The sequence below is a fragment of the Gemmatirosa kalamazoonensis genome, from assembly GCF_000522985.1.
Taxonomy (GTDB): domain Bacteria; phylum Gemmatimonadota; class Gemmatimonadetes; order Gemmatimonadales; family Gemmatimonadaceae; genus Gemmatirosa; species Gemmatirosa kalamazoonensis.
The window spans coordinates 757,719-779,304 of record NZ_CP007129.1 but is presented as its reverse complement, the minus strand read 5'-3'; the positions used below and the strand labels follow the sequence as shown (position 1 = coordinate 779,304).

Genomic DNA, 21,586 nt, shown 5'->3' with positions numbered 1-21,586 from the left:
GCCCGTTGCGCCGAGTCGCGTGCACCAGTGATGGGACGCATCGGGCGCGGGACGAACGCCCGCGGTGCCGGGGACCGCCTAACGGATTCCGTCGAGCCGCCCGAGCTCGCTCCGTTCTCCGGGCGATGCTACCTTGGCCCCCTCGTCCTTCGGGAGGCGTGCGTGTCGACCGTTCCGCCCTACCGTGTCGGGCTCATCGTGCCCAGCTCGAACGTCACGATGGAGACCGAGGTCCCCGCGCTGCTGCGCGCGTACGAGGCCGCCGCGGGCGTCGCGTTCACGTTCCACGGCGCGCGCATGCGCATGAAGAAGGTGACCGCCGAGGCGCTGCTCGCGATGGACCGCGAGGGCGCGGCGTGCGCCGCCTACCTCGCCGACGCGCAGTGCGACGTCCAGGCGTACGCGTGCCTCGTCGCCGTCATGGTCCAGGGCCCGCGCGCGCACGAGGCGGTGGCCGAGCGCCTGCACGCGTCGGCCGCCGAGTCGGGGTGGGCGGCGCCGATCGTCACCAGCGCGGGCGCCCTCGTCGACGAGATCCGCGCCGCCGGCTACGCGCGAGTGGCGCTCGTCGCGCCGTACGTGCCGGAGCTGACGCGGATCGTCGTCTCGTACATCGAGGCGAGCGCCGGCGTCGAGGTCGTCGACGCGATCAGCCTCTCGGTGTCGGACAACTGCGAGGTCGGACGGCTCCCGCAGCAGGACCTCGTCGACCTATCCGCCACGCGGCTCGACGTGCGTCGCGCGGACGCGGTCGTGCTCTCGAGCTGCGTGCAGATGCCGTCGCTCCGCGCGCTGCAGCCGGCCGAAGCGCGCGTCGGGCTGCCCTGTCTCTCGGCCGCCGCGGCGACCACGCGGTCGATCCTGCGCGCGCTGCAGCTCGACCCGGCGATCCCGGGGTTCGGCAGCTTCCTCGCGCGGCCGGCGGCGCCGGTGCCGTCGTACGACGCGCTGGCGACGCGGCCGCGGGAGGTGACGCGATGACGCACTCCACGACGCCGCGCGCGGAGCTCAGCACGCTCGTGGCGCGCACGCAGAGCGGCTACGAGCTCGATGTGACGAAGCTGCTCTGTCTCGCGAACGAGGCCGACATCGAGCTCGCCGCGGAGGCGCTCGTCGAGGGGCTGCCGCTCGCCGCGGGGTTCGCGAACTTCTACGTCATCTACACGCGCGCCGACGCCGCGACCGTCGCGCAGATGAACGTGTGGAAGGGGCGGCCGCCGACGCAGACGGGATCGATCGGCACCACCACGCTGCGCATCCCGACGCTGTTCGACTTCGCGAAGCTGCCGCACACGCTGAGCGAGAAGCGCGTGCTCGACGTGATGGAGGCGTTCCTCAACCGCGGGCCGATCGGCATTCGCGGGCCGGCGGCCGCGGATCTGCCGGATCACATGACGGGCCGCGACGGCGACGTGCGCACCGCGCAGACCATCGTCCCCGGCTACCGCTGCCCGAGCAACAAGGTCGTCGCGCGCGCGATCGAGCAGCTCCCGGAGCGCTACCTCTACATCACGTCCGCGAACCTCAGCCACCACCGCACGGGCATCGAGGAGCCCGCGCACTGGAAGCCGGCGCCGCTCATCTTCGACTTCCGACACATCGTGAACATGCAGCTGATCCGCCACGAGTCGGAGAACGTCGCGCACGACAACTACCCGGGCTACGCGGAGATGTCGACGACCGTGATCTCGTTCCACCGGCCGGCCATGGTCGACGGGCGCCCCGCGCTGCGCCTCGAGCGCTACGGCTCGATGGACGTCCCCGACGTGCGCGCGCTGCTGGACCGCTTCGACCTCGGCCTCGAGATCGCCGACGGGGGACGCGAGCGACTGCAGCAGCGCGCCTATGAGTTCGGCCGATGAGGCGCGGGCGCTCGCCGACGCGCTGCTGCGCGGCGAGTGCCTGACAGACGGCGCCCCCGTCGCGGCGCAGCTGGGGCAGGCGGTCACGGAGATGGTGGCTCGGGCGCTGTGCGCGCCGGGCGCCGCGCCGCTCGCGGGCCGCTTCGTCGTCGACGGGATCATCGGCGAGGGCGGGTCGGGGCGCGTGCTGCGCGCGCGTCACCCGCTGCTCGGCATCCCGCTCGCGCTGAAGATGCTGTCGCACGCGCACGCGCTCGCGCCGGGCGGGCCCGACGAGTTCGTGCGCGAGGCGGGGCTGCTCGTGCAGCTCGACCACCCGGGGATCGTGCGCGTGCTCGACGTCTTCGCGGCGCTCGGCACGTTCTTCATGGTGATGCCGTGGATCGAGGGCGACACGCTGCGCGCGCACATCGACGGCGCGGCCACGCTCGCGCGCGAGCAGGTGCTGCGCGTGGCCGACGAGGGACTCTCCGCGCTCACCGCGCTGCACGCGGCGGGGCTCGTGCACCGCGACGTGAAGCCGTCGAACCTGCTCGTGAACGCGTCGGGTCGGCTCGTGCTCATCGACCTCGGCGTCGCCTGCCCGCGCGACGCGGCGGCGCCTTCCCGGCGCCTCGTCGGAAGCCCGAGCTACTGCGCGCCCGAGCAGATCCTCGGCCGGCCGGTCGACGGACGCAGCGACGTCTACGCGCTCGGCTGCACGCTCTACGAGCTCGTGTTCGGCCGCCCGCCGGTGGACGCGACGGACATCGAGGGCGCGGTGCACGGGCACCTGCACGGGACGCCGTCGTTCGACGGCGAGCCGCTCGTGCACATGGGCGAGCCGTTCCTGCGCTGGCTGCGGCGCTGTCTGTCGCGCACGCGGGCGAACCGCCCCGACGCGGCGACGGCGCGCGCCGAGCTGCGGCCGCTGCTTCCGGCGCCGGCGGTCGAGCGGCCGGGGTGGCGCGCGCTCGCCGCGGCGGCGTTCCCCGTCGTGCGGGAGACCGTGGAGTGGCGGGTGCGCGCGTGAGCGCGCGTGAGCGGTGCTCCGGTGCCATACTTGTCGGACGCCCGGCCGACCCTCTCACCGCACCGCGCATGAAGACCATCACTCGGCTCGCCTCCGCGCTCGCGATCGTCGCCTGCTCCTCGGCCGCGACGGCGGGCCGCACCGACGGTTGGGTCCCACTGTTCGACGGCCGCACGCTCGACGGATGGCGCGCGAGCGAGAACCCGGCGACGTTCAGCGTGCAGAACGGCGAGATCGTCGTGCACGGGCCGCGGGCGCACCTGTTCTACGACGGTCCGGTGATGAACCACGACTTCCGCGACTTCGAGCTGAAGGCCGACGTGCTCACGCGACCCGGCGCGAACTCGGGGATCTTCATCCGCACCGAGTATCAGCCGAGCGACTGGCCGTCGAAGGGCTACGAGGTGCAGGTCAACAACTCGTTCGCGCAGGACTGGCGCCGCACCGGGAGCCTCTACGCCGTGCGGGACATCCGCGAGGCGGGGCGCGACGACACGTGGTTCACGATCCACACCATCGTGCGCGGCCGCCGCGTGCAGATCTTCGTCGACGACCGGCAGCTCGTGGATTACACCGAGCCAGAGGGGTCGCCCACCCGCCTGACGGGCGGCACCATCGCGCTGCAGGGGCACGATCCGGGGAGCGAGGTGCACTACCGCAACATCATGATCCGGCCGCTCGGCCGATGAGCGCGTACGACGGACGGGGCGACGATCGGCTCGGCATGCACGAGCCGATCTCCCGGCGCGACTTCGTCAACGGCACGCTCGCCGCCGGCGCGGGGATGCTGCTGCCTAACGTGCTCTCGATGCCGCTCGCCGACGACGACTGGACCGGCTACGGCGGCGTCGGCGACTACGCGCGCTCCAACGGCAACACCTACGAGGTGATGAGCGCCGCGCACGCGATGCGCGACGGCAGGTACGAGCGCTCGATCGCGAGCGCCGTCGACACCGGCGAGACGTACGATCTCGCGATCGTCGGCGGCGGCATCAGCGGCCTCGCCGCGGCGGTGTTCTTCCAGAAGCGCGAGGGCGGCCGCTGCCTCGTGCTCGACAACCACCCGATGTTCGGCGGCGAGGCGAAGCGCAACGAGTTCCTCGTCGACGGCCAGCGCGTCGTCGCGCACCAGGGCTCGGCCATCTTCCTCGTGCCGGGGAAGGGCGGCTACACCGAGAGCTTCTACGACACGATCGGGATGGACCGCCGAGCGTTCGAGTATCAGCGCTGGCGCGGCCCCGACCCCGAGATGCCGCTGGCGAAGAGCCCCTACGACCAGCCGCGCAACTACGGCTTCTACTTCGGCCCGGGCTTCGGCGTGAAGCCGGGCGTGTGGGTGCTCGACCCGTGGGGACGGAAGCTCGAGGGCGCGCCGCTGAGCGACGCGGCGAAGGCGGATCTGCTGCGCTGGCGCACGGTACGCGACGGCGGTCCGCGCCCGAAGACCGAAGGCGACGCGATCTCGCGCCAGCTCGACACGATCACGCTCGAGGATCTGCTCATCCAGCGGCACGGCATCAGCCGTGAGACGGTGCGCACGTTTCTGTCGCCCGTGGAAGGCGGCGGCTACGGCCTGGGACCCGACGCGCTCTCGGGCTACTGCGCGTATGCGATCGAGACCGAGTTCCCCGAGGACGGCGACGACGCGTTAGGCGACCAGATGTTCCCGGACGGCAACGCGGGCTTCGCGCGGCTCATGGTGAAGACGCTCGTGCCCGAGGCCTTCGACGGGCCGCGCACCGTCGAGGCGGTGTGGCACGACCGCGTGCGCTTCGCGGCGCTCGACCGCGCCGGCCGGCCGACGCGCATCCGGCTCGGCGCCACGGTGGTCCGCGTGCAGCACGCCGGTGATCCGACGAGCGCGTCGCACGTCGCGCTCACCTACGCGAAGGGCGGCCGACTTTTTCGCGTGAGAGCACGAAAGGTCGTCATGGCCGGCGGCAGCTGGACGACGAAGCACGTCGTGCACGATCTGCCGCAGAGCCACCGCGACGCGTACGCGCAGTTCTACCGCTCGCCGTGCCTCATGGCGAACGTCGCGGTGCGCAACTGGCGCTTCCTGTACCGCATGGGCATGACGGGATGCCGCTGGTTCGGGGGGCTCGGCGACTACCTCGCCGTGCGCAAGATGCCGACGCTCGTCGGCACCGATACCTTCGGACCCGACTCGCCGACGGCGCTGACGATCAAGGTGCTGTTCGCGCGCCCCGGACTGCCGATCGGCGAGCAGGGGAGCCGCGGACGCGCGGAGCTGTTCGCCACGTCGTTCGCGCAGTACGAGCGCGCGTTCCGCGAGCAGCTCGGCGACATGTTCTCGGCCGGCGGCTTCGACCCGAGGCGCGACATCGCGGGGATCATCCTGAACCGATGGGGGCACGCGTACGTGAATCCGCAGCCCGGCTTCTTCTTCGGCGTCGACGGGAAGCCGGCGCCGCGCGACGTGCTGCGCGACCGGCCGCACGGCCGCATCGCGTTCGCGAACACCGACCTCGCGGGCGCGGCGGACCACCGCAACTCCATCCGCGAGGCGGACCGCGCGGTGCGACAGCTCGCCGGCGCGTGACGACGACCCGCATGGCGACCCAGGCCGACGTCCGCCGCATCGCGCTCGCGCTGCCCGAGGTCGAGGAGGCCGCGGACCGCTTCGCGTTCAGCGTCCGCCATCGCGGCAAGCCGAAAGGCTTCCTCTGGGTCTGGATGGAGCGCGTCATCCCGAAGAAGCCGCGCGTGCCCAACGACGGCGTGGTCGCCGTCCGCGTGCCCAATCTCGCGCAGCGGGATCTGATGATCGCCGCCGAACCGGAGAAGTTCTTCACCGAGCCGCACTACGCGGGCTTTCCCGCCGTGCTCGTGCGACTCGATGCGGTGACCGTCGCCGACCTCGAGACGCTCATCCCCGCGGCGTGGCGCACGCAGGCGCCGGCCGACCTGCGCCGGACGGTGGAGTGACCGACGCGTGAGGCCCGCTCGCGGCACGTACGTCGCGCTCGCCGTCGCCACGATCGCGGTCGGCCTCGCCGTGCACCTCGGCGGGTCGGCGATGCCCGCCGCCGCGCGCGACTTCGTCGGCGACGCGCTGTGGGCGGCGATGATCGCGTGGTGGGTCGGCGCGGCGGTGCCTGACGTAGCGCTGCCGCGTCGCGCCGCCGTCGCGCTCGCGCTCTGCTTCGTGGTCGAGGTGAGCCAGCTGTATCACGCGCCCGCGCTCGACGCGGTGCGCGGCACGACGCTCGGCCACCTCGTGCTCGGCTCCGGCTTCGACGCGCGCGACCTCGCGGCGTACGCGTTAGGCGTGCTCGTCGCCGCGCTGATCGAGCGCGCGGCGGACCGCGTGCTGCTCGTCGCCGGACTCCTCCAGCTCGCGGCGGTGTTCACGCCGGCGGCCCACGCGCGCGTCGTCGGCGGCGTGCCGTTCGTGCGGCTCCCGACGGCGGGCGTGGCGCTCGTCACGCTCGGCGCGGCCACGCTGGTCGTGTCGCTCTGGCGGCGCGGATGGTGGCGCCGCGTGCCGGGTGCGCTGTCCGCGCTCGTGCTGGCCGTCGTGTACTGGCGGCTCACGCGTGCGCCGTCGGGCACGATCGCCGACCCGCTGCTGCGCCGCGTGCTGCACCCGTCGTGGGGCTTCGTGCCGATGACGCTCGCGGTGCTGCTCGCGCTCGTCGGCACCGTGCGCTGGCGCGAACCGCGCGGCGCCGGCAGTATTGGACAAAACCTCCCGTCCAACGTTCCCCTCTCCGCCGCCGAGGACCGCGCGCATGTGCCGTAACATCAGAACGCTCGCGAACTTCGAGCCGCCGGCGACGGACGACGAGATCCGCGCCGCGGCGCTCCAGTTCGTGCGCAAGCTGAGCGGCACGACACGCCCGTCGCGCGCGAACGAGGCCGCGTTCGACCGCGCCGTCGAGGAGGTGGCCGCGGCCGCCGAGCGTCTCGTGCGCTCGCTCGAGATCCATGCGCCGCCGCGCGACCGCGAGACGGAGCTGCAGAAGGCGCGCGAGCGCAACCGCCGCCGCTTCGCGTGATGCCGACGGATCCGATGGAGTTCGCGGACCGCGTCGGCGGCGAGCTCTCGCGCCACCTCGGCGATCGCAGCCGCGCCGAGCTGCTCGCGCTCCCGCAGGACGCGCAGTTCAGCGCCGCGCTCGGCGCGAGCCTGCTGTGTGTGGCGGAGGTGCTGCGCGATCCCGTGGAGCGCGGGGTGCCGCCGGCGCGGCTCGCGGCGATCTGCGCGCGGCAGATCGAGTCGCTGCTCGGCGGCATCGCGCCGCGCGGCGCCTAACGAGATCGCGCGTGCCCGACGCCTCGGCCGACGCGTTCCTCGCGCTCGTCGCCGGGCGGCGCGGGCACTTCCGATTGGAGTCGGGGCACCACGGTGCGCTGTGGCTCGACCTCGATCCGCTGTTCGCCGACGCGCGCGGCGTGGCGCCGTTCGTCACCGCGCTCGCCGCCGCGATCCGCCCGTACGCGCCGCACGTCGTGTGCGGGCCGCTGCTCGGCGGCGCGTTCCTCGCCCAGCTCGTCGCGCGCGAGCTCGACGCGGAGTTCGCGTTCGCCGAGCGGCACATGCCGACGGACTCCCATGGGATGTACCGCGCGCAGTACCGGCTGCCGCCGGCGCTCGCGGCTCGCGTGCGCGGGCGTCGCGTCGCGGTGGTCGACGACGTGATGAGCGCCGGCTCCGCGATGCGCGGCACGGTCGCCGAGCTGCGCGCGCACGGGGCCGAGCCGGTGGTCGTCGGCGCGCTGCTCGTCCTCGGCGACGCGGGCGCAGCGCACTTCGACGCGCAGGGAATTCCGGTCGTGTCGCCGGCGCGCTCCGCGTACGCGCTGTGGAACCCCGGCGAGTGTCCGCTCTGCGCGGCCGGCGCGCCGCTGGAGGACGCCGCGAGCTGAGGACGCCATATTGTGGGTGGGGCGGCGCTGATACGGCGGCGCTGTAACTTCGGCGCTGGAACCGCGGCGCTGATAAGGCGTGGTATCGGCGCCGCCGTATCAGAGCCGCACGATCAGCGCCGAGGTATCAGCGCCGCTTCAACAGAGGTTCGCATGCTGTCCAAGATCATCTCCGCGCTGCTGGGACGTCCGGCGGCGCCCGAGCCCGAGGTGCGCGAGGTGCGCGGGTTCCGCGTCGTGGTGGAGAACACGCGCCCCGACATCGCGACGGCCGACGTGATCGCGCGGCTCGACGAGGCGCTCGCCCTGATCGAGCGTCACGCGCCGCTGCGGCTGCGCCACCTGCGGCGCGACCTGCGCGAGTTCCGGGTCGCGCGGTTCCCGTGTCGCGGCGCGTTCTTCCCCGACGGGCGCGCGTGCCTGACGGAGCTGACCTTCCTCGCGCGCCGCGACATCACCGCCGCGCCGGTGGCCGCGTCGATCGTGCACGAGGGGATGCACGCGCGCGTGCACGCGCTGCGCGAGGCGTTCGGCTCGGGCGACGATCCGTCGCAGATGCCGCGCGAGGAGCGGCTCTGCCGCCGCGCGGAGCTCGACTTCGGCCAGGCGCTGCCCCCCGCGCTCGGCGCGCCCGTGATCGAGCGCGCGCTCGCCACGCTCGAGATGGAAGATCTCGACGTCGCGCCCGCGGTGGACTGGGCCGAGGCGGCGCGCCGCGTGGCCGAGGTGGATCGCGGGGCGCAGTGACCTCCATCCACGACGTCATCGACGCCGATCCGGCCCTGCGCGCCATCCTCGCCGAGGTGCGCGCGCGCATGGCGACCGACGCGGCGCACGACGAGGGACATCTGCTGCGTGTCGCGCACTGGACGCTGCGGCTCGGGGGCCCCGAGGTCGATCCGCGGCTCGCCGTCGCCGCGGCGCTGCTGCACGACGTGGTGAACGTGCCGAAGACGAGCCCCGAGCGCGCGCGGGCGAGCGAGCTGTCGGCCGCGGTCGCGCGCGAGCTGCTGCCGACGTTAGGCTACTCGGCCGCGGAGACGACGCTCGTCGCGGACGCGGTGCGCGACCACAGCTTCACGCGCGGCGCGGTGCCCGCGTCGCCGTTAGGCCGCGCGCTGCAGGACGCCGACCGGCTCGAGGCGCTCGGCGTGATCGGCACGTTCCGCTGCATCGCGACCGGCGTCCGCTTCGGCGCGCAGTTCAGCCACCCCGACGACCCCTGGGCCGGGTCGCGGCCGCTCGACGACGCGCGGTACTCGATCGACCACTTCTTCACGAAACTTCTGCGCCTCCCCGACACGTTCCATACGGAAGCGGGGCGTGCCGAGGCCCGGCGGCGTGCGGCCGTGATGCGCACGCTGCTCGCCGCGTACGGCGAGGAGCTCGGGGTTCCTTTGATCATCCCATAGGAGTTGACAGGACGCGCGCGGGGCCGCACGTTGGCTCCTATGGGATGCTCAAGGGAGCACGCGTGAGCCGCGACCGCGAGAAGACCGACCTGCTGCAAGGCACGCTCGACCTCATCGTGCTCAAGCTGCTGCGCGCCGGCCCGGCGAACGGGTGGGAGCTCACGCAGTCCATCCAGGCCGTGTCGCGCGGCGTGCTCGACGTGAACTACGGCACGCTCTACCCGGCGCTGCGGCGCATCGAGGGGAAGGGGTGGGTGACGGCCAGGTGGGGCACGTCGGAGAACAACCGCCGCGCGCGCTACTACACGCTCACCGCCGCCGGCCGGCGGCAGCTCGACGTGGAGCGCGACGAGTGGAAGCGCTTCGCCTCCGCGCTCGACCTGATCCTCGACCAGGACTGAGACCAGGCAGCACATGCTCCGACGATTCCTCGTGCGCGCCCGCGCACTCGTACGGCACGCGCGCACCGAGACGGAGCTCGACGAGGAGCTGCGCTACCACCTGGAGCGCGACGCCGAGCGATTGATGCGGCGCGGGCTGAGCGCGGAGGACGCGCGGCGCGTCGCGCGGCACGAGTTCGGCGACGTGGAGGCGCACAAGGAGGACGTCCGCGACGTGTGGCGCGTCCACCGCCTCGCCGACGCGCAGCGCGACGTGCGCTTCGCGCTGCGGAGCTTCCGGCGCGCCCCGGCGTTCGTCGCCACGGTCGTGCTCACGATCGCGCTCGCCCTCGGCCTCAACACCACCGCGTTCACGATCTTCGACGCGTACGTGCTGCGGCCCATCGCCGTGCGCGATCCGTTCTCGCTGTACGAGCTGGGGTGGGTCGACCGCATGGGGCACGGCCACGCGTTCACCTGGACCGGCTACGAGGCGGCACGCGCGCTGCCCGTCGCGACCGCGGCCTTCGCCTACCAGCGCGTCGCGACGCGCATCGACGGCCGACCGCTGTTCGGTGCCGCGACGACCGGCGACGCGTTGGGGATCCTCGGCGCGACGACGGTGTTGGGCCGCACGCTCGTGCCCGAGGACGCCGAGCCCCCCGTCGGCGCGCCGGTGATGGTGCTGAGCTACGACACGTGGCGCGCCCACTTCGGCGGCGACTCGAGCATCGTCGGGCGGCGCCTGCTCGTGCGCGGCATCGCGCTCACGGTCGTGGGCGTGCTGGACAAGGGATTCGGCGGCATCAGTGCCGTGCCTCCCGACTTCTGGGTGCCGATCACGCTCGCGAGCCGTCTCACCGGCGCGCCGGATCTGTTCGGGCCGAAGGGCGAGCCGTCGCTCACCGTCGTGCTGCGCCTGCGTCCCGGCCGCAGCGACGCGGACGCGCGCGCGACGCTCGCGCCGTTCGTGGCGCGTCTCACCCACGACAATCCCGACTCGCTGCGCGCCGTCGGTGCGGAGCTCACGTCGATCGCCAGCGCGATGCCGCGGAACGCCGAGACGATCGCGATGTTCGCGCCGATCCTCACCGCATTCGCGCTCGTGCTGCTCATCGCGTGCGCGAACGTGATGAACGTGATGCTCGCCCGCGCGCTGGCGCGGCAGCGCGAGATCGGCATCCGGCTCACGCTCGGCGCCGGCCGCGGGCGGCTCGTCGCGCAGCTGCTGACCGAGAGCGCGCTGCTCGCGCTGCCCGCGGCGGTGCTCGGCTTTCTGCTGTCGCGCTGGTCGATCGACGCCGGCGTGCGCGTCATGTTCGCGACGATGCCGCAGGAGTTCGTGCCCTACATGCGCGTCGTGCCGCTGGCGCCGGACACGCGCGTGTTCCTCTTCCTGCTCGCCGCGGCGTTGGGCTCGGCGCTGCTGTTCGGCCTCGTGCCGGCGCTGCAGGCGACGCGGCCGAGCGTCGTGCAGGCCGCGCGCGGGAACTTCGAGAACGAGTTCCGGCCCGGACGGCTGCGCAGCGCGCTCGTCGTCGGCCAGATCACCGTCTGCGCCCTGCTGCTCATCGCGACGGGGGTGCTGCTGCGCGGCGCACAGAAGGCGCGGCATCTGGAGACCGGGATGCGGACCGCGCACGGCGTGCAGGTGGCGCTCGACGATCGGTCGCGCGCGCCGGCGCTCGACGTTCTGCGTCGCGACGCCGGCGTGCTGGAGCTCGCCGGCTCCGTGTCCGCGCCGCTCGACGGCAGCTATCCGACGACGCCGATGCGCGCCCTCGGCGAACGCCCGCTCGCGCAGACGGCGTACGATTTCGTATCCGGCGGCTACTTTCCCGTGCTCGGCATCCCGATCGTGCGCGGCCGGACGTTCACCGACGCGGAGGAGCGCGCCGGCGCCGCGGTGGCGGTCGTGAGCGCGGCGACGGCGCGCCGGCTGTGGCCCGGGCGCGACCCGATCGGGCAGCACGTGCAGCTCGGCGCCGAGCCGACGGCGGGGAGCCGGCTCGCCCGCGTGCGCACCGCGGAGGTGATCGGCGTTGCGGGCGACGCGGTCAGCGGGTGGATCGGGACGGGGCTCGACCGGCCGCTGGTCTACTTCCCGGTGAGCGTCGACGCGCCGGGCGTGCGCGTGCTCGCGCGGGTGGCGGGCGACGCGACGTACGCGCGCGAGCGGCTCGATCGCGAGATCTCGGGCGTGGTGCCGGGCGGGGTGGATGAGATCCACACGATGGACGACTACCTCGCCGTGCAGCGCTACCCGTTCCACGCGTTCTCGATGGTGTCGGGCGCCATCGGCGCGATCGCGCTCCTGCTCACGGTGCTCGGCACCTACGGCGTGCTGTCGTACCTCGTGGCGCAGCGCACGCGCGAGATCGGCATCCGCATGGCGTTAGGCGCGGCCGCGCGGGGCGTGGTCGGCGGCGTCCTCGGACAGTCGCTCCGCCTCGCCGCGGTCGGCCTCGGCGCCGGCGTGGTGCTCGCGATCGCGGTGTCGCACCTCTTCGAGAGTGTGCTCGTGATCGTGAACACGTTCGACGCCGCGGGCTACGTGGGCGGCGCCGCCGTCGTGCTGCTGTCGTGCCTCGCCGCCGCGTACGCTCCGGCGCGCCGCGCGGCGCGGGTGGATCCGATGCGGGTCCTGCGGAACGAGTAGCGGCGTGGCTGCGTGGATGCGTAACGCCACGCAGCCACGCAGCCACGCAGCCACGCCGCGTCAGCCTTCCAGCTTCGCGTCCAGCGTGATCGGCGCGTTCAGCACCCGCGACACCGGGCAGCCGGCCTTCGCGTTGTTCGCGAGCTCCTGGAACTTCGCGTCGTCGATGCCGGGCACGCGGGCGCGGAGCACGAGCTTCACGGCGCTGATCGACCAGCCGCCGGCGCCCTGGGTCATCGTGATCTGCGCCTCGGTGCGCAGCTCCTCGGGCGTGAAGCCGGCGCCGGCGAGCTGGAACGCGGTCGCCATCGAGAAGCACCCCGCGTGCGCGGCGGCGATCAGCTCCTCCGGGTTCGTCCCGGCGCGTCCGCTCTCGTCCTCGAACCGCGTGCGGAACGAGTACGGCTGCTCCTTCAGCGCACCGCTCGGCGTGCTCACCGTCCCCGACCCGTCCTTCCCCGCGCCGCGCCAGACGGCGTTCCCCGATCGCTGCATGGTGACGTGCTCCGTGCTCTGAGGGTGGTGTCGTGCGAGACCCGCGGACGTTACGGGGTCGCCGCGGCCACCGCCACCGCGTTAGGCGACGGAGCGGGGAATGTTCCGCGAGCTCTCCAGGTCACAGACTCTGACGCGGCGCCGTCTGTACGGCCGGCCCGGGGCTGGTATCTTCTCGGCAGGTGCCCCGGGAGTCGATCGAGGGGACGGCGCCGCGCGTCACACCCGACCTCGGCGCCAGTGGAGCGGAAGCTGCGTCTCGTGAACCCTTGGCCCCAACTCGACGGATCCCCCGTATCGGCAACGGGGATCCGCGGGGCCCGACGAATCACCCGCACGGCCGCGGGCCGACCCGTCGAACTCGAGACCCGAACACCACGCCTGGAGAGGCACGATGCGCACGACCGGAACGGTGAAGTGGTTCAACGCAGAGAAAGGATACGGGTTCATCGCGCCGGACGACGGCGGCAAGGATTGCTTCGTGCACTTCTCGGCGATCCAGGGTTCGGGCTTCAAGTCGCTCGACGAAGGCGAGCGCGTGGAGTTCGAGGTCGGCCAGGGGCAGAAGGGTCCGCAGGCTGAGAACGTCGTCCGCCTCGGCGGCGGCACTCCGAGCGCCGGTGGTGGCGCCGGCGGTGGCGGTGGCGCCGGCGGCGGTGGTGGTGGCCGCGGCGGACGTGGCGGCGGCTACGGCGGCAGCGGCGGCGGGGGCGGCTACGGCGGCGGCGGGGGCGGCGGCGGCTATGGCGGCGGCGGTGGGGGCGGCCGCGGCGGTGAAGGCGGCGGCCGGCGCGAGCGCAGCGGCGGCGGCGACTGGGGCGGCGGCGGCCGCGGCGGTCGCAGCGACGACGACGACTTCTAGTCGCTAAGCGGGACTCGGGACTCGGGAGCTGTTCGCCCACGAGTCCCGAGTCCCGAGTCCCGAGTCCCGAGTCCCGAGTCCCGAGTCCCGACTAGGCAGCGCGCGCCGCGTCGCCGTACGTGCGCTTGATCTCGTTGATCGACCGGCGCACCTCGGGCTCGCCGGCGTCGTTGTTCTTCGCCAGCGCGAGGTACTCGCGCATCTTCGCGAGCGGGATCTTCCCGCCGCGCACGTCGGAGCCGAGGGCCTTCAGCAGCTCCATGAGCTCCTCGTGCGCCGCCGTGCCGGGGTCGAAGTCCTCGAGCCCCGCGGCCTTCTGCTCGGTCCCCTGCAGGATCGGCGCGAGGTCGCGGGGCGCCTGGTACCCGGCCAGCTTCTGGTCCTTCGTCCACTTGCGGTAGCGCGTCTTGCGGACGATGACGTCGCCCTTCGACGTCTTCTGCAGGATGAGGTCGAAGGCGTGCGTGAACTTCTTCGGCGAGAGCGACGACTTCGCCCCCTCCTCGCCGTCACCCGGCCGGTTCCCGACGAACCGCGTGCGCTCCTCGGCCACGACGTAGATGTTGACGCCGAGCGCGCTGACCTTCCGGACGAGGCGCGTGAGCTCCTTCGCCACGCGCGCCCAGTCGGCCTGCGCCCGCCCGTCCTGCTTCTCGGCCGCCGACGTCATGTCGATGCCGAGCTGCGCGACCTTCGGGTCCACGAACTGGGTCAGCGAGTCGATGAGGAGCGACTTGTAGGTGCGGTACCAGCGCGCGTCGCTCGTGAACTCGTCGAGGAACGCGATGAGCGTCTCGATGTCGGGGATCTTGTCCGGCCCGAGGCGCTTGAACCCCTCGAACCGGTCGTCGTTGAACAGCCCCGCGGAGACGTCCGAGTCGACCACGATGAGCGGCCGGGGGAGGTTCTCGTAGGCGTCGTGGCTCTTGCCGGTCTCGGGGCCGCCCCAGACCTGGATCTTGGCCCCCATCGCGAGCTGCGTGCTGTCCTCGACCTGGTCGAGGAAGCTCGTGCGCAGGGGGGCGGCCGCGTGGGCCGCCGTGGGCTTCGTCATCTCGTTCGTCCTCCCGGGATTCGTCGCGACGCGTCCAGTCCGGATCATCCATCCGTCCACCGCCCGAAGCCGACTCCCGCCCGCGACACTCTGCGGCGCTTCGGGTCCTGTTCGGTGGTGATGCAATCTACTGCGCCGGGCGGATTCGGGCCATGGTCGTCTCACGCGGACGCGCGGCGCACGCGGAAAACCGCCCCTTCGAACAGCAACGACCCGGGGATGAAAAGGATCCCTCGAGATCCCGGGATCCTCTTCATCCCCAGGTCTTTGCTGTCGAAGTTCTCCGCGTGCTCCGCGCCTCCGCGTGAGACCGAACCGGGCTCAGACCCTCCGCCGCCGGGCGACGACGACGAGCAGTCCCACCCCGCCGGCGAGAAGCGCGAGGGTGGCCGGCTCGGGGGTGGTCACGTACGGCCGCGTCTCGAACGTCGTGATCAGGCCGAGCGCGTCGGTCCGCACGGTGGACGGGACGCCGGGGAGCGCGGAGCTGTTGTAGACGCGGCTCGTGCCGTCGGTCGTGCTCCGCGAGAAGTCGAAGCCGTAGTAGGACACGTAGTCCTGCGACAGCACGGTGACGTCGAGCAGCAGGTTGCCGCGCGACGGGTCGAACAGGTAGGGCGCGCCGGCGATGCGCAGCGTGTTGCCGACGATCGCGCCGCTGAAGAACGTGGCCGAGTACCCGGTCACGTTCGCGTCGAAGTCGGCGGTGAGGCCGTTCTCCGCGCGGTCCGTGATCGCGAAGCGCACGAGGTAATTGCCTGGCGCGATCGGGCCGGCGGTGCCGTACGAGACCGCCCGCGTGTTCTGGAACCGGACCGCGTCGATCCACACCGGCTGCGGGAACTGGGACCCGACGTACATCTGCTGATACCGGTTCGGCATCGGCGAGTTGTAGAACGTGAACGGCGACCCGATGGTGCCGTCGACGGAGCCGCCGAACGTGACGTCCTGGGCGTGCGTGGAGCGCGCGGCGAGCAGCAGCGCCGCGGCGAGGAGCGAGACGAGTCGTCGCATGGGACCAGCGGGTTGGCGTGGGCGCGGGGGGGGGAAGCGGACGACAAGCTGGCCCGATCCCGCGCCCGCGTCTTGGGTCGAAAGACCCAGACGACGTCCCGCGGTGGTTCGTCCCGCCGTTCAGGCCTTCAGGTGAGAAACTCGTGCAGCAGCCCGTGAAAGTGATGCACGCCGTTCTCCCGCGCCGCCGAGTACCGGCCGCGGTCGTAGATGCGTGAGCGCAGGTTGCGCTGCACCGCCTCGCAGATCTCGATGTCCTCGTCCTGGATCTCGTCGCTGAACGCGAGGAGCTTCGTCCAGGTCGGATCGTCCGCGGCCGGCGGCTCCGCGGCGAACCACTCGAACACGACGCGCGTGCGGTCGTGCGCGAGCGGGAGCACGACGTTCGTCTGCATCTGCCCCATGTAGACGTTCAGCATCACGTTCGGGAACAGCCACACGTACACCGCCTCGGGCACGTCCGTCGCCGCCGGGTCGTACTTGCGGTCGGGCTGTCCGCCGTGCACGGGCCGCAGCGGCGCGTGCTGGATCGAGAAGTAGCGATGCGGCTCGACCTTGTAGTTGTCGTAGTCGAGCTCCTTGTGCAGCCCCGGATGCACGACGGGGAGGTGATAGCCCTCGAGGTAGTTGTCGACGTAGACCTTCCAGTTGCACGCGATGTCCCAGTGCTTCCGCGTGACGTAGCGCATCTCCTCGCAGCGGAACGGCGCGACGCGCGCCGGCACGTCCTCGAGCACCTCGCCTAACGGCGGCGCCTTGCCGTCGAGGTTCGCGAACACGAGCGGGCCCCACCGCGCGACCTGCACCGGGACGAGCCGCATCTCCTCCGGCCGGAACCCCTCGACGCCGTCCATCTCGGGCGCGCGCTTCAGCGTGCCGTCGAGCGCGTACGTCCAGCCGTGGTAGCGGCACTGCAGCGTGTTGCGCCGCCCGCAGCCCTGCGCGACCGGGCCGGCGCGGTGCAGGCACACGTTGTGGTAGGCGCGCAGCGCGTCGCCGTCGCGCACGACGACGATGGAGTCGTTCCCCACCTCCGCCGTGAAGTACTGCCCGTGCTCCGCCACCTGCTCGGCGCGGCCGACGAGCTGCCACGTGTGCGCGAACACGCGCTCGCGCTCGAGCTCGAGGTAGACGGGATCGTTGTACAGTCGCGCCGGGATCGTCGCGGCGCGCTCGATGCGCGGGTCGAACGGGAAGACGAGGGGCATGCGACAAACTTACCGCCGGCCCCGGCGCGCGTGACCTTCCGCGCGCGCGTCGGGTTGCGAAGGTTATGAGCCCACGCACGCCACTCTCGGAGACGGACCCATGAACGACTCCGCGCTTCCGCCGGCAGCCGACGCGACGCTCCCCGAGCTGCTCGCCGCCCGCGCCCGCCGAGCCTCCGACCTCCGCCTCGCCCTCGACGTCGGCGTCGGCGTGCTCGTCGCTGCGGCCGCGCTGTTCTGGCGACCGACCGCGTGGGTCCTGTTGCTGAGCGCCGCGCTCTGCTTCGTCGCGTTCGGCCTGTGGGGGATCGCCGACCGCGCGGGCAACCGTACGCTCCGCGCGGCCGCCGCCACGCTCGGCGTCGTCGCGGCGCTCGCGCTCGGCGCGGGGGTCGTGGCGATCGGGCTAGGCACGATCATCAGCTGAGCCGCGCCAGTCTGGACTCCACGTACGTGTGCTCGTGGGACTGAAGAAGGACTGAAGGAGGACCAAACAACGAACAAGTTGTCGTTGGTCGTTCTTCAGTCCTCCTTCAGTCCCTCTTCAGTCCTGCAGAAACTCGTACGTGGAGCCCCGCATGATGCGTACTCCGCGCCGAGTTGCCGTCGGTCGCACGGGCCGGTATCGTAGCGGGCCGTCTCACCCCAGCCTCGCCTGCCATGAAGCCGCACCGCGCCTTCGTCGTCGCGCTCGCGTTAGGCACGCAGCTCGCCGCACAACCGACAACGCCGCTGTCGCGCGGCGCGACCGTCGAGCGGACGCTCGGTCCGGGCGGGCGAGACGAGTTCACGCTGCCGATCGCCGCGCCCGCGCTCGTGCAAGGGGACGTCGATCAGCGAGGCCTCGACGTCGTCGTCACGATCCTCGATTCCGCCGGACGCGAGCTGCGGCAGTTCGACGGTCCTGCGCGGGGGCCCGAGAAGTTCGCCTTCACAGCGGAGCGGGCGGGGACGTATCGCATCCGCGTCGCGGCGTTCCGAGCCGACAGCGGCGGCGACTACGCGCTGCACCTCCGCCGCGTCGACCGCCTCGCCACCGATGCGGTGGGGAAGGTGGACCAGCTGATGTCGCAGTACGACGCCGACGGCCCCGGCGCCGCGATCGGCGTGCTGCGCGGCGGGAAGCTCGTGTTCGAGAAGGGCTACGGCCGCGCGTCGCTCGAGTTCCCCGCGCCGATCACGCCGCGCACGCCGTTCCACGTCGCGTCGGTGTCGAAGCAGTTCACGGCGTTCGCCATCGTGCTGCTCGCGCGCGACGGCAAGCTCTCGCTCGACGACGACGTGCACAAGTACATCCCCGAGCTGCCCGAGTACGGCACGACGATCACGCTGCGGCATCTGCTGAACCACACGAGCGGCATCCGCGACCAGTGGGATCTGTGGGGGATGTCCGGTGGTCGCATGGACGACGTCATCACCCAGGACGACCTGTTCCGCCTCGTGACGCGCCAGCACGCGCTCAACTTCACGCCCGGCGCGGAGTACCTGTACTCGAACAGCGGGTTCATGCTGCTGTCGAAGGTCGTCGAGCGCGTCGGGGGCAAGCCGTTCCCGGAGTTCATGCGCGAGCGCGTGTTCGAGCCGCTCGGCATGCGCGACACGCGCGTGCACATGGACCACCAGGAGATCGTCCCCGGGCGCGCGTACTCGTACGCGCCGGGCCCCAGCGGCGGCTACCAGAACGCGGTACTGAGCTACGCGAACGCCGGCGCGACGAGCCTGTTCACGACGGTCGAGGATCTCGCGCGGTGGCTCGAGAACCTCCACACCGGTGCGTTAGGCGGCGCCGCGGCGCGCGAGATGCTCCTCACGCGCGGCGTGCGCACGTCGGGCGACACGCTGCCGTACGCGCTCGGCATCGCCGTCGACTCGTACCGCGGGCAGCGTCGTATCGAGCACGGCGGCGCGGACGCCGGCTTCCGCAGCTACGTCATGTTCCTGCCCGACATCGACGCCGGGGTGGTCGTGCTCAGCAACCTCGGCACGTTCGACCCGACGGGCGTGGCGCAGCAGGTGGCCGACGCGTTCCTCGGCGACGCGTTCGCGGCCCCGGCACGTCCGCCGGTGCGCGCGGTCGCGGCGTCCAACACGTCGACGCCGACGATCACGATCGATCGGGCGCGGCTCGACGCGCTCGTCGGCGAGTTCGCGGCGGCGGACGGGCTCGCGATCACCGTGTCGCGCGACGGCGAACGACTCGTCGGGCAGTCGCGCGGCGGGCAGCGGCGCGTGCTGCGCGCGACGTCGGACTCCACGTTCGACGTGGCGGACGTCGGCGCCACGCTCACGTTCCTGCGCCGCGCGGCGGGCGTCGACACGATGCGGCTCGCGCAGAACGGCAGCACGCTGCTGCTCACACGGCGCGCGCCGTACGTCGCGAGCGCCGCCGACATCGGCGCGCTCGCGGGCCGCTACTACAGCCCCGAGGTCGACGCCGCGCTCGACCTCGTCGCCGACGGCACGACGCTCGTCGTGCGGCGCCGCCACAACCCGGACGTCACGCTCACGGTCACCGGGCGCGACGCGTTCGCCGGCGCGTGGCCGATCGCCACGGTGCGCGTGGAGCGCGACGCCGCGGGGCGGCCGGCTGCGCTGCGCGTGACGAGTGGCCGCGTACGCGACGTGCGCTTCGCGCGCCAGGACTCCACCCCCACGACGCGATGATCACCGGCACGCACGCTCTCATCTACACGCCGCAGGCCGACGCCGTGCGCGCGTTCTTCCGCGACGTCCTCGGCCTGTCGCACGTCGACGCCGGCCAGGGATGGCTCATCTTCACGCTGCCGCCGGCGGAGCTGGGCATCCATCCCGAGGAGGACGGCGGCCACGGCACGCACGAGCTCTACTTCATGTGCGACGACGTCGACGCGACCGTGCGCGAGCTGACCGCGAAGGGCGTGGAGTTCACGCGGCCGATCACGGATCAGGGATGGGGGCGCGTCACCGCGCTGCGGCTTCCGGGCGGGATGGAGCTCGGGATCTACGAGCCGCGCCATCCGACGGCGCTGCCGGATACCGACATGGCGTGATTCTGGTGGGGCGGCGCTGATACCTCGGCGCTGGTGGGGCGGCGCTGATACCGCGGCGCTGGTGCGGCGGCGCTGATACCTCGGCGCTGGTGCGGCGGCGCTGGAACGGCACTGATACCGCGCGTTACCAGCGCCGCCGTTCCAGCGCCGCCGTTCCAGCGCCGCCGTTCCAGCGCCGCCGTTCCAGCGCCGCCTCATCGACTTCTCTGATATCGGTTAGGCGCGTCCACGAACCGCAGCGCCCCGACCACTCCGTCCGGATCGAGCGCGAACGCGACGTCGTCGGTGCCGAGGAACGGGTCGCGCCAGTGCACGCGGAACACGTCGTACTGCCAGTGCTCCAGCGTGCCGGTCTGCGTGCCGACCTGCAGGGTCAGGTGGTCGCCGTCGCGCGTCACGGTGGCGATGCCGAACAGGCTGTCGGCATAGGTGCCCGCGTAGCGATCGAGCGGGAGCGACGGACGCGTGCCGGTCACGCGCTTCGCGTCGCGGTCGCGTCGCCGCTGCGTCGCGCTGTCGGCGATCGCGCGGTAGAGCGTGCGCAGCTCCGCGCTCCAGTCGTGCGGCCGCGCCTGCGCCGGCAGGTAGCGGTCGAACACGGTGTACATGAGCGCGTGGCGCACCTCGGCGTGGTCGAGGTTCGTGAACACCGCGACGCCGAGCCGCCGGTCGGGGATGAGCCCCACGATCGCCGAGCGTCCCTCGATGCTGCCGGTGTGGAACGCGACGAACTCGCCGCGGTAGTCCTCGAGGAACCATCCCATGCCGTACGCGGCGACGTGCGGCCGCGTGAGGCGCATCGTGGGATAGAACTCCTCGGGTGGGACGATCTGCTGCGCCGTGAACAGCTCCGCGAACCTCTCGGCGCTCACGAGGCGGCGGCCGTTCACGCGTGCCGAGTCGAGCAGGAAGCGAAGCCAGCGCCCCATGTCCGACGCCGTCGAGAACATCGATCCCGCCGGTGCCACGGGGTCGATGACCGCCGCGGAGGCGGGGAGCACGCGCACCGTGTCGCGCACGATCCCGTGCGGCGCCGTCACGTCGGTCACGCCGGACGCGGCGAGCTCCGCGCCATCGACGGCGGTCTCGGTCATGCCTAACGGGCCGAGGATCCGCCGACGGAGCAGCGTCTGCCACGTGGTCCCCCCCGCGCGCCCCGCGATGGTGCCGGCGAGCCCATAGCCGACGTTGTTGTACGCGAAGCGCGATCGGAAGCTCGACGCGACGGGCACCAGCCGCAGTCGGCGCACGATCTCGTCGAAGCCGAGCGTGGTGTTGTCCCAGAGGTAGTACGGATCCGGGAAGCCGAGTCGATGCGTGAGCAGGTCGCGCACGGTGAGCTCGCGCGTCACGTACGGGTCGGCGAGCCGGAGATCGGGCACGTACGCGGCGACCGGGTCGTCGAACCGCAGCAGGCCGCTGTCGGCGAGCATCGCGACGAGCATCGCGGTGAACGCCTTCGTCGTCGACATGTTGCCGAAGCGCGTGTGCACGCCGACGGAGTCGGGCTTCCCGAGCTCGCGCACGCCGAAGCCCTTCATGAACACCACGCTGTCGTCCTTCACGACGACGACCGCCATGCCCGGCACGCGCCACTCCTTGCGCGCCTGCTCGGCGTAGGCGTCGAAGCCGTGCAGGGGATCCGGACGTTGAGCGGCGGCGGTGAACGGGAGCGCGAGTAGAAACGCGAGCCGGTGCAGTCGCAT

The 21,586-nt window shown here is 72.4% G+C and carries 23 protein-coding genes; 18 read left to right on the top strand and 5 right to left on the bottom strand.

Annotation, left to right across the window (positions count from 1 at the left end; genetic code table 11):
* The first annotated feature begins 162 nt into the window (after positions 1-162).
* The 14 genes from J421_RS26320 (at position 163) to J421_RS26260 (ending at position 12,218) form a co-directional block, all read left to right on the top strand.
* Positions 163-981 carry a maleate cis-trans isomerase family protein gene (locus J421_RS26320; RefSeq protein WP_025414109.1) on the top strand — a complete coding sequence of 273 codons (819 nt, stop codon included), beginning with the start codon at positions 163-165 and terminating at the stop codon, positions 979-981.
* Complete coding sequence (locus tag J421_RS26315; protein ID WP_025414108.1) at positions 978-1,862, top strand: hypothetical protein; 885 nt, start codon at positions 978-980, stop codon at positions 1,860-1,862. Before J421_RS26320 ends, J421_RS26315 begins: the two co-directional genes overlap by 4 nt.
* Positions 1,846-2,874: a serine/threonine-protein kinase gene (locus tag J421_RS26310; RefSeq protein ID WP_025414107.1), complete on the top strand. Its 1,029-nt coding sequence runs from the start codon at positions 1,846-1,848 to the stop codon at positions 2,872-2,874. The genes J421_RS26315 and J421_RS26310 overlap by 17 nt, the downstream gene beginning before the upstream one ends.
* A gap of 68 nt (positions 2,875-2,942) precedes the next feature.
* Positions 2,943-3,563, top strand: coding sequence for a 3-keto-disaccharide hydrolase (locus J421_RS26305; RefSeq protein ID WP_025414106.1), 621 nt, complete (start codon positions 2,943-2,945; stop codon positions 3,561-3,563).
* Positions 3,560-5,437, top strand: a complete 1,878-nt coding sequence (locus tag J421_RS26300) for an NAD(P)-binding protein (RefSeq protein WP_025414105.1) — start codon at positions 3,560-3,562, stop codon at positions 5,435-5,437. The genes J421_RS26305 and J421_RS26300 overlap by 4 nt, the downstream gene beginning before the upstream one ends.
* Complete coding sequence (locus tag J421_RS26295; RefSeq protein ID WP_236646343.1) at positions 5,434-5,823, top strand: MmcQ/YjbR family DNA-binding protein; 390 nt, start codon at positions 5,434-5,436, stop codon at positions 5,821-5,823. Before J421_RS26300 ends, J421_RS26295 begins: the two co-directional genes overlap by 4 nt.
* Positions 5,824-5,830: 7 nt before the next feature.
* Positions 5,831-6,640: a ribosomal maturation YjgA family protein gene (locus tag J421_RS26290; RefSeq protein WP_025414103.1), complete on the top strand. Its 810-nt coding sequence runs from the start codon at positions 5,831-5,833 to the stop codon at positions 6,638-6,640.
* Complete coding sequence (locus tag J421_RS26285) at positions 6,630-6,896, top strand: DUF2277 domain-containing protein (protein WP_025414102.1); 267 nt, start codon at positions 6,630-6,632, stop codon at positions 6,894-6,896. The genes J421_RS26290 and J421_RS26285 overlap by 11 nt, the downstream gene beginning before the upstream one ends.
* Positions 6,896-7,153 carry a hypothetical protein gene (locus J421_RS33145; RefSeq protein ID WP_025414101.1) on the top strand — a complete coding sequence of 86 codons (258 nt, stop codon included), beginning with the start codon at positions 6,896-6,898 and terminating at the stop codon, positions 7,151-7,153. Before J421_RS26285 ends, J421_RS33145 begins: the two co-directional genes overlap by 1 nt.
* A gap of 11 nt (positions 7,154-7,164) precedes the next feature.
* On the top strand, positions 7,165-7,767 hold the full coding sequence (locus J421_RS33140; RefSeq protein ID WP_025414100.1) for an orotate phosphoribosyltransferase: 603 nt from the start codon (positions 7,165-7,167) through the stop codon (positions 7,765-7,767).
* Between the two features lie 153 nt (positions 7,768-7,920).
* Positions 7,921-8,514: a hypothetical protein gene (locus J421_RS33135; RefSeq protein ID WP_025414099.1), complete on the top strand. Its 594-nt coding sequence runs from the start codon at positions 7,921-7,923 to the stop codon at positions 8,512-8,514.
* On the top strand, positions 8,511-9,179 hold the full coding sequence (locus J421_RS26270) for an HD domain-containing protein (RefSeq protein WP_025414098.1): 669 nt from the start codon (positions 8,511-8,513) through the stop codon (positions 9,177-9,179). The genes J421_RS33135 and J421_RS26270 overlap by 4 nt, the downstream gene beginning before the upstream one ends.
* 62 nt (positions 9,180-9,241) lie before the next feature.
* Positions 9,242-9,580 carry a PadR family transcriptional regulator gene (locus J421_RS26265; protein ID WP_236646342.1) on the top strand — a complete coding sequence of 113 codons (339 nt, stop codon included), beginning with the start codon at positions 9,242-9,244 and terminating at the stop codon, positions 9,578-9,580.
* Between the two features lie 13 nt (positions 9,581-9,593).
* Complete coding sequence (locus J421_RS26260) at positions 9,594-12,218, top strand: ADOP family duplicated permease (protein ID WP_025414096.1); 2,625 nt, start codon at positions 9,594-9,596, stop codon at positions 12,216-12,218.
* Between the two features lie 60 nt (positions 12,219-12,278).
* On the opposite strand, the gene J421_RS26255 is transcribed toward J421_RS26260, so the two are convergent.
* Positions 12,279-12,713 (bottom strand): OsmC family protein, encoded by a 435-nt coding sequence (locus tag J421_RS26255; RefSeq protein WP_025414095.1) that lies wholly within the window; start codon positions 12,711-12,713, stop codon positions 12,279-12,281.
* 394 nt (positions 12,714-13,107) lie between these two features.
* On the opposite strand from J421_RS26255, the gene J421_RS34555 reads away from it, so the two are divergent.
* Positions 13,108-13,575 carry a cold-shock protein gene (locus tag J421_RS34555; protein WP_025414094.1) on the top strand — a complete coding sequence of 156 codons (468 nt, stop codon included), beginning with the start codon at positions 13,108-13,110 and terminating at the stop codon, positions 13,573-13,575.
* Positions 13,576-13,666: 91 nt separating this feature from the next.
* Here the strand turns inward: J421_RS34555 and J421_RS26245 are convergent, their stop codons facing one another.
* The 3 genes from J421_RS26245 to J421_RS26235 all read right to left on the bottom strand — a co-directional run bounded on the left by J421_RS26245 (position 13,667) and on the right by J421_RS26235 (position 16,851).
* Positions 13,667-14,629: an ATP-binding protein gene (locus tag J421_RS26245; protein WP_025414093.1), complete on the bottom strand. Its 963-nt coding sequence runs from the start codon at positions 14,627-14,629 to the stop codon at positions 13,667-13,669.
* A gap of 321 nt (positions 14,630-14,950) precedes the next feature.
* The gene (locus tag J421_RS26240) at positions 14,951-15,643 is read right to left on the bottom strand and encodes a PEP-CTERM sorting domain-containing protein (protein ID WP_025414092.1); all 693 of its coding nucleotides are present in this window, start codon (positions 15,641-15,643) and stop codon (positions 14,951-14,953) included.
* A gap of 128 nt (positions 15,644-15,771) precedes the next feature.
* On the bottom strand, positions 15,772-16,851 hold the full coding sequence (locus tag J421_RS26235) for an aromatic ring-hydroxylating oxygenase subunit alpha (RefSeq protein WP_025414091.1): 1,080 nt from the start codon (positions 16,849-16,851) through the stop codon (positions 15,772-15,774).
* Positions 16,852-16,951: 100 nt separating this feature from the next.
* Here J421_RS26235 and J421_RS26230 point away from each other — a divergent pair, with 100 nt between their 5' ends.
* The 3 genes from J421_RS26230 (at position 16,952) to J421_RS26220 (ending at position 19,880) form a co-directional block, all read left to right on the top strand.
* The gene (locus tag J421_RS26230) at positions 16,952-17,278 is read left to right on the top strand and encodes a hypothetical protein (protein WP_025414090.1); all 327 of its coding nucleotides are present in this window, start codon (positions 16,952-16,954) and stop codon (positions 17,276-17,278) included.
* Positions 17,279-17,511: 233 nt separating this feature from the next.
* Complete coding sequence (locus J421_RS26225; protein WP_025414089.1) at positions 17,512-19,515, top strand: serine hydrolase domain-containing protein; 2,004 nt, start codon at positions 17,512-17,514, stop codon at positions 19,513-19,515.
* The gene (locus tag J421_RS26220; RefSeq protein ID WP_025414088.1) at positions 19,512-19,880 is read left to right on the top strand and encodes a VOC family protein; all 369 of its coding nucleotides are present in this window, start codon (positions 19,512-19,514) and stop codon (positions 19,878-19,880) included. Before J421_RS26225 ends, J421_RS26220 begins: the two co-directional genes overlap by 4 nt.
* A 194-nt stretch (positions 19,881-20,074) precedes the next feature.
* Here the strand turns inward: J421_RS26220 and J421_RS26215 are convergent, their stop codons facing one another.
* Complete coding sequence (locus tag J421_RS26215) at positions 20,075-21,586, bottom strand: serine hydrolase (RefSeq protein ID WP_025414087.1); 1,512 nt, start codon at positions 21,584-21,586, stop codon at positions 20,075-20,077.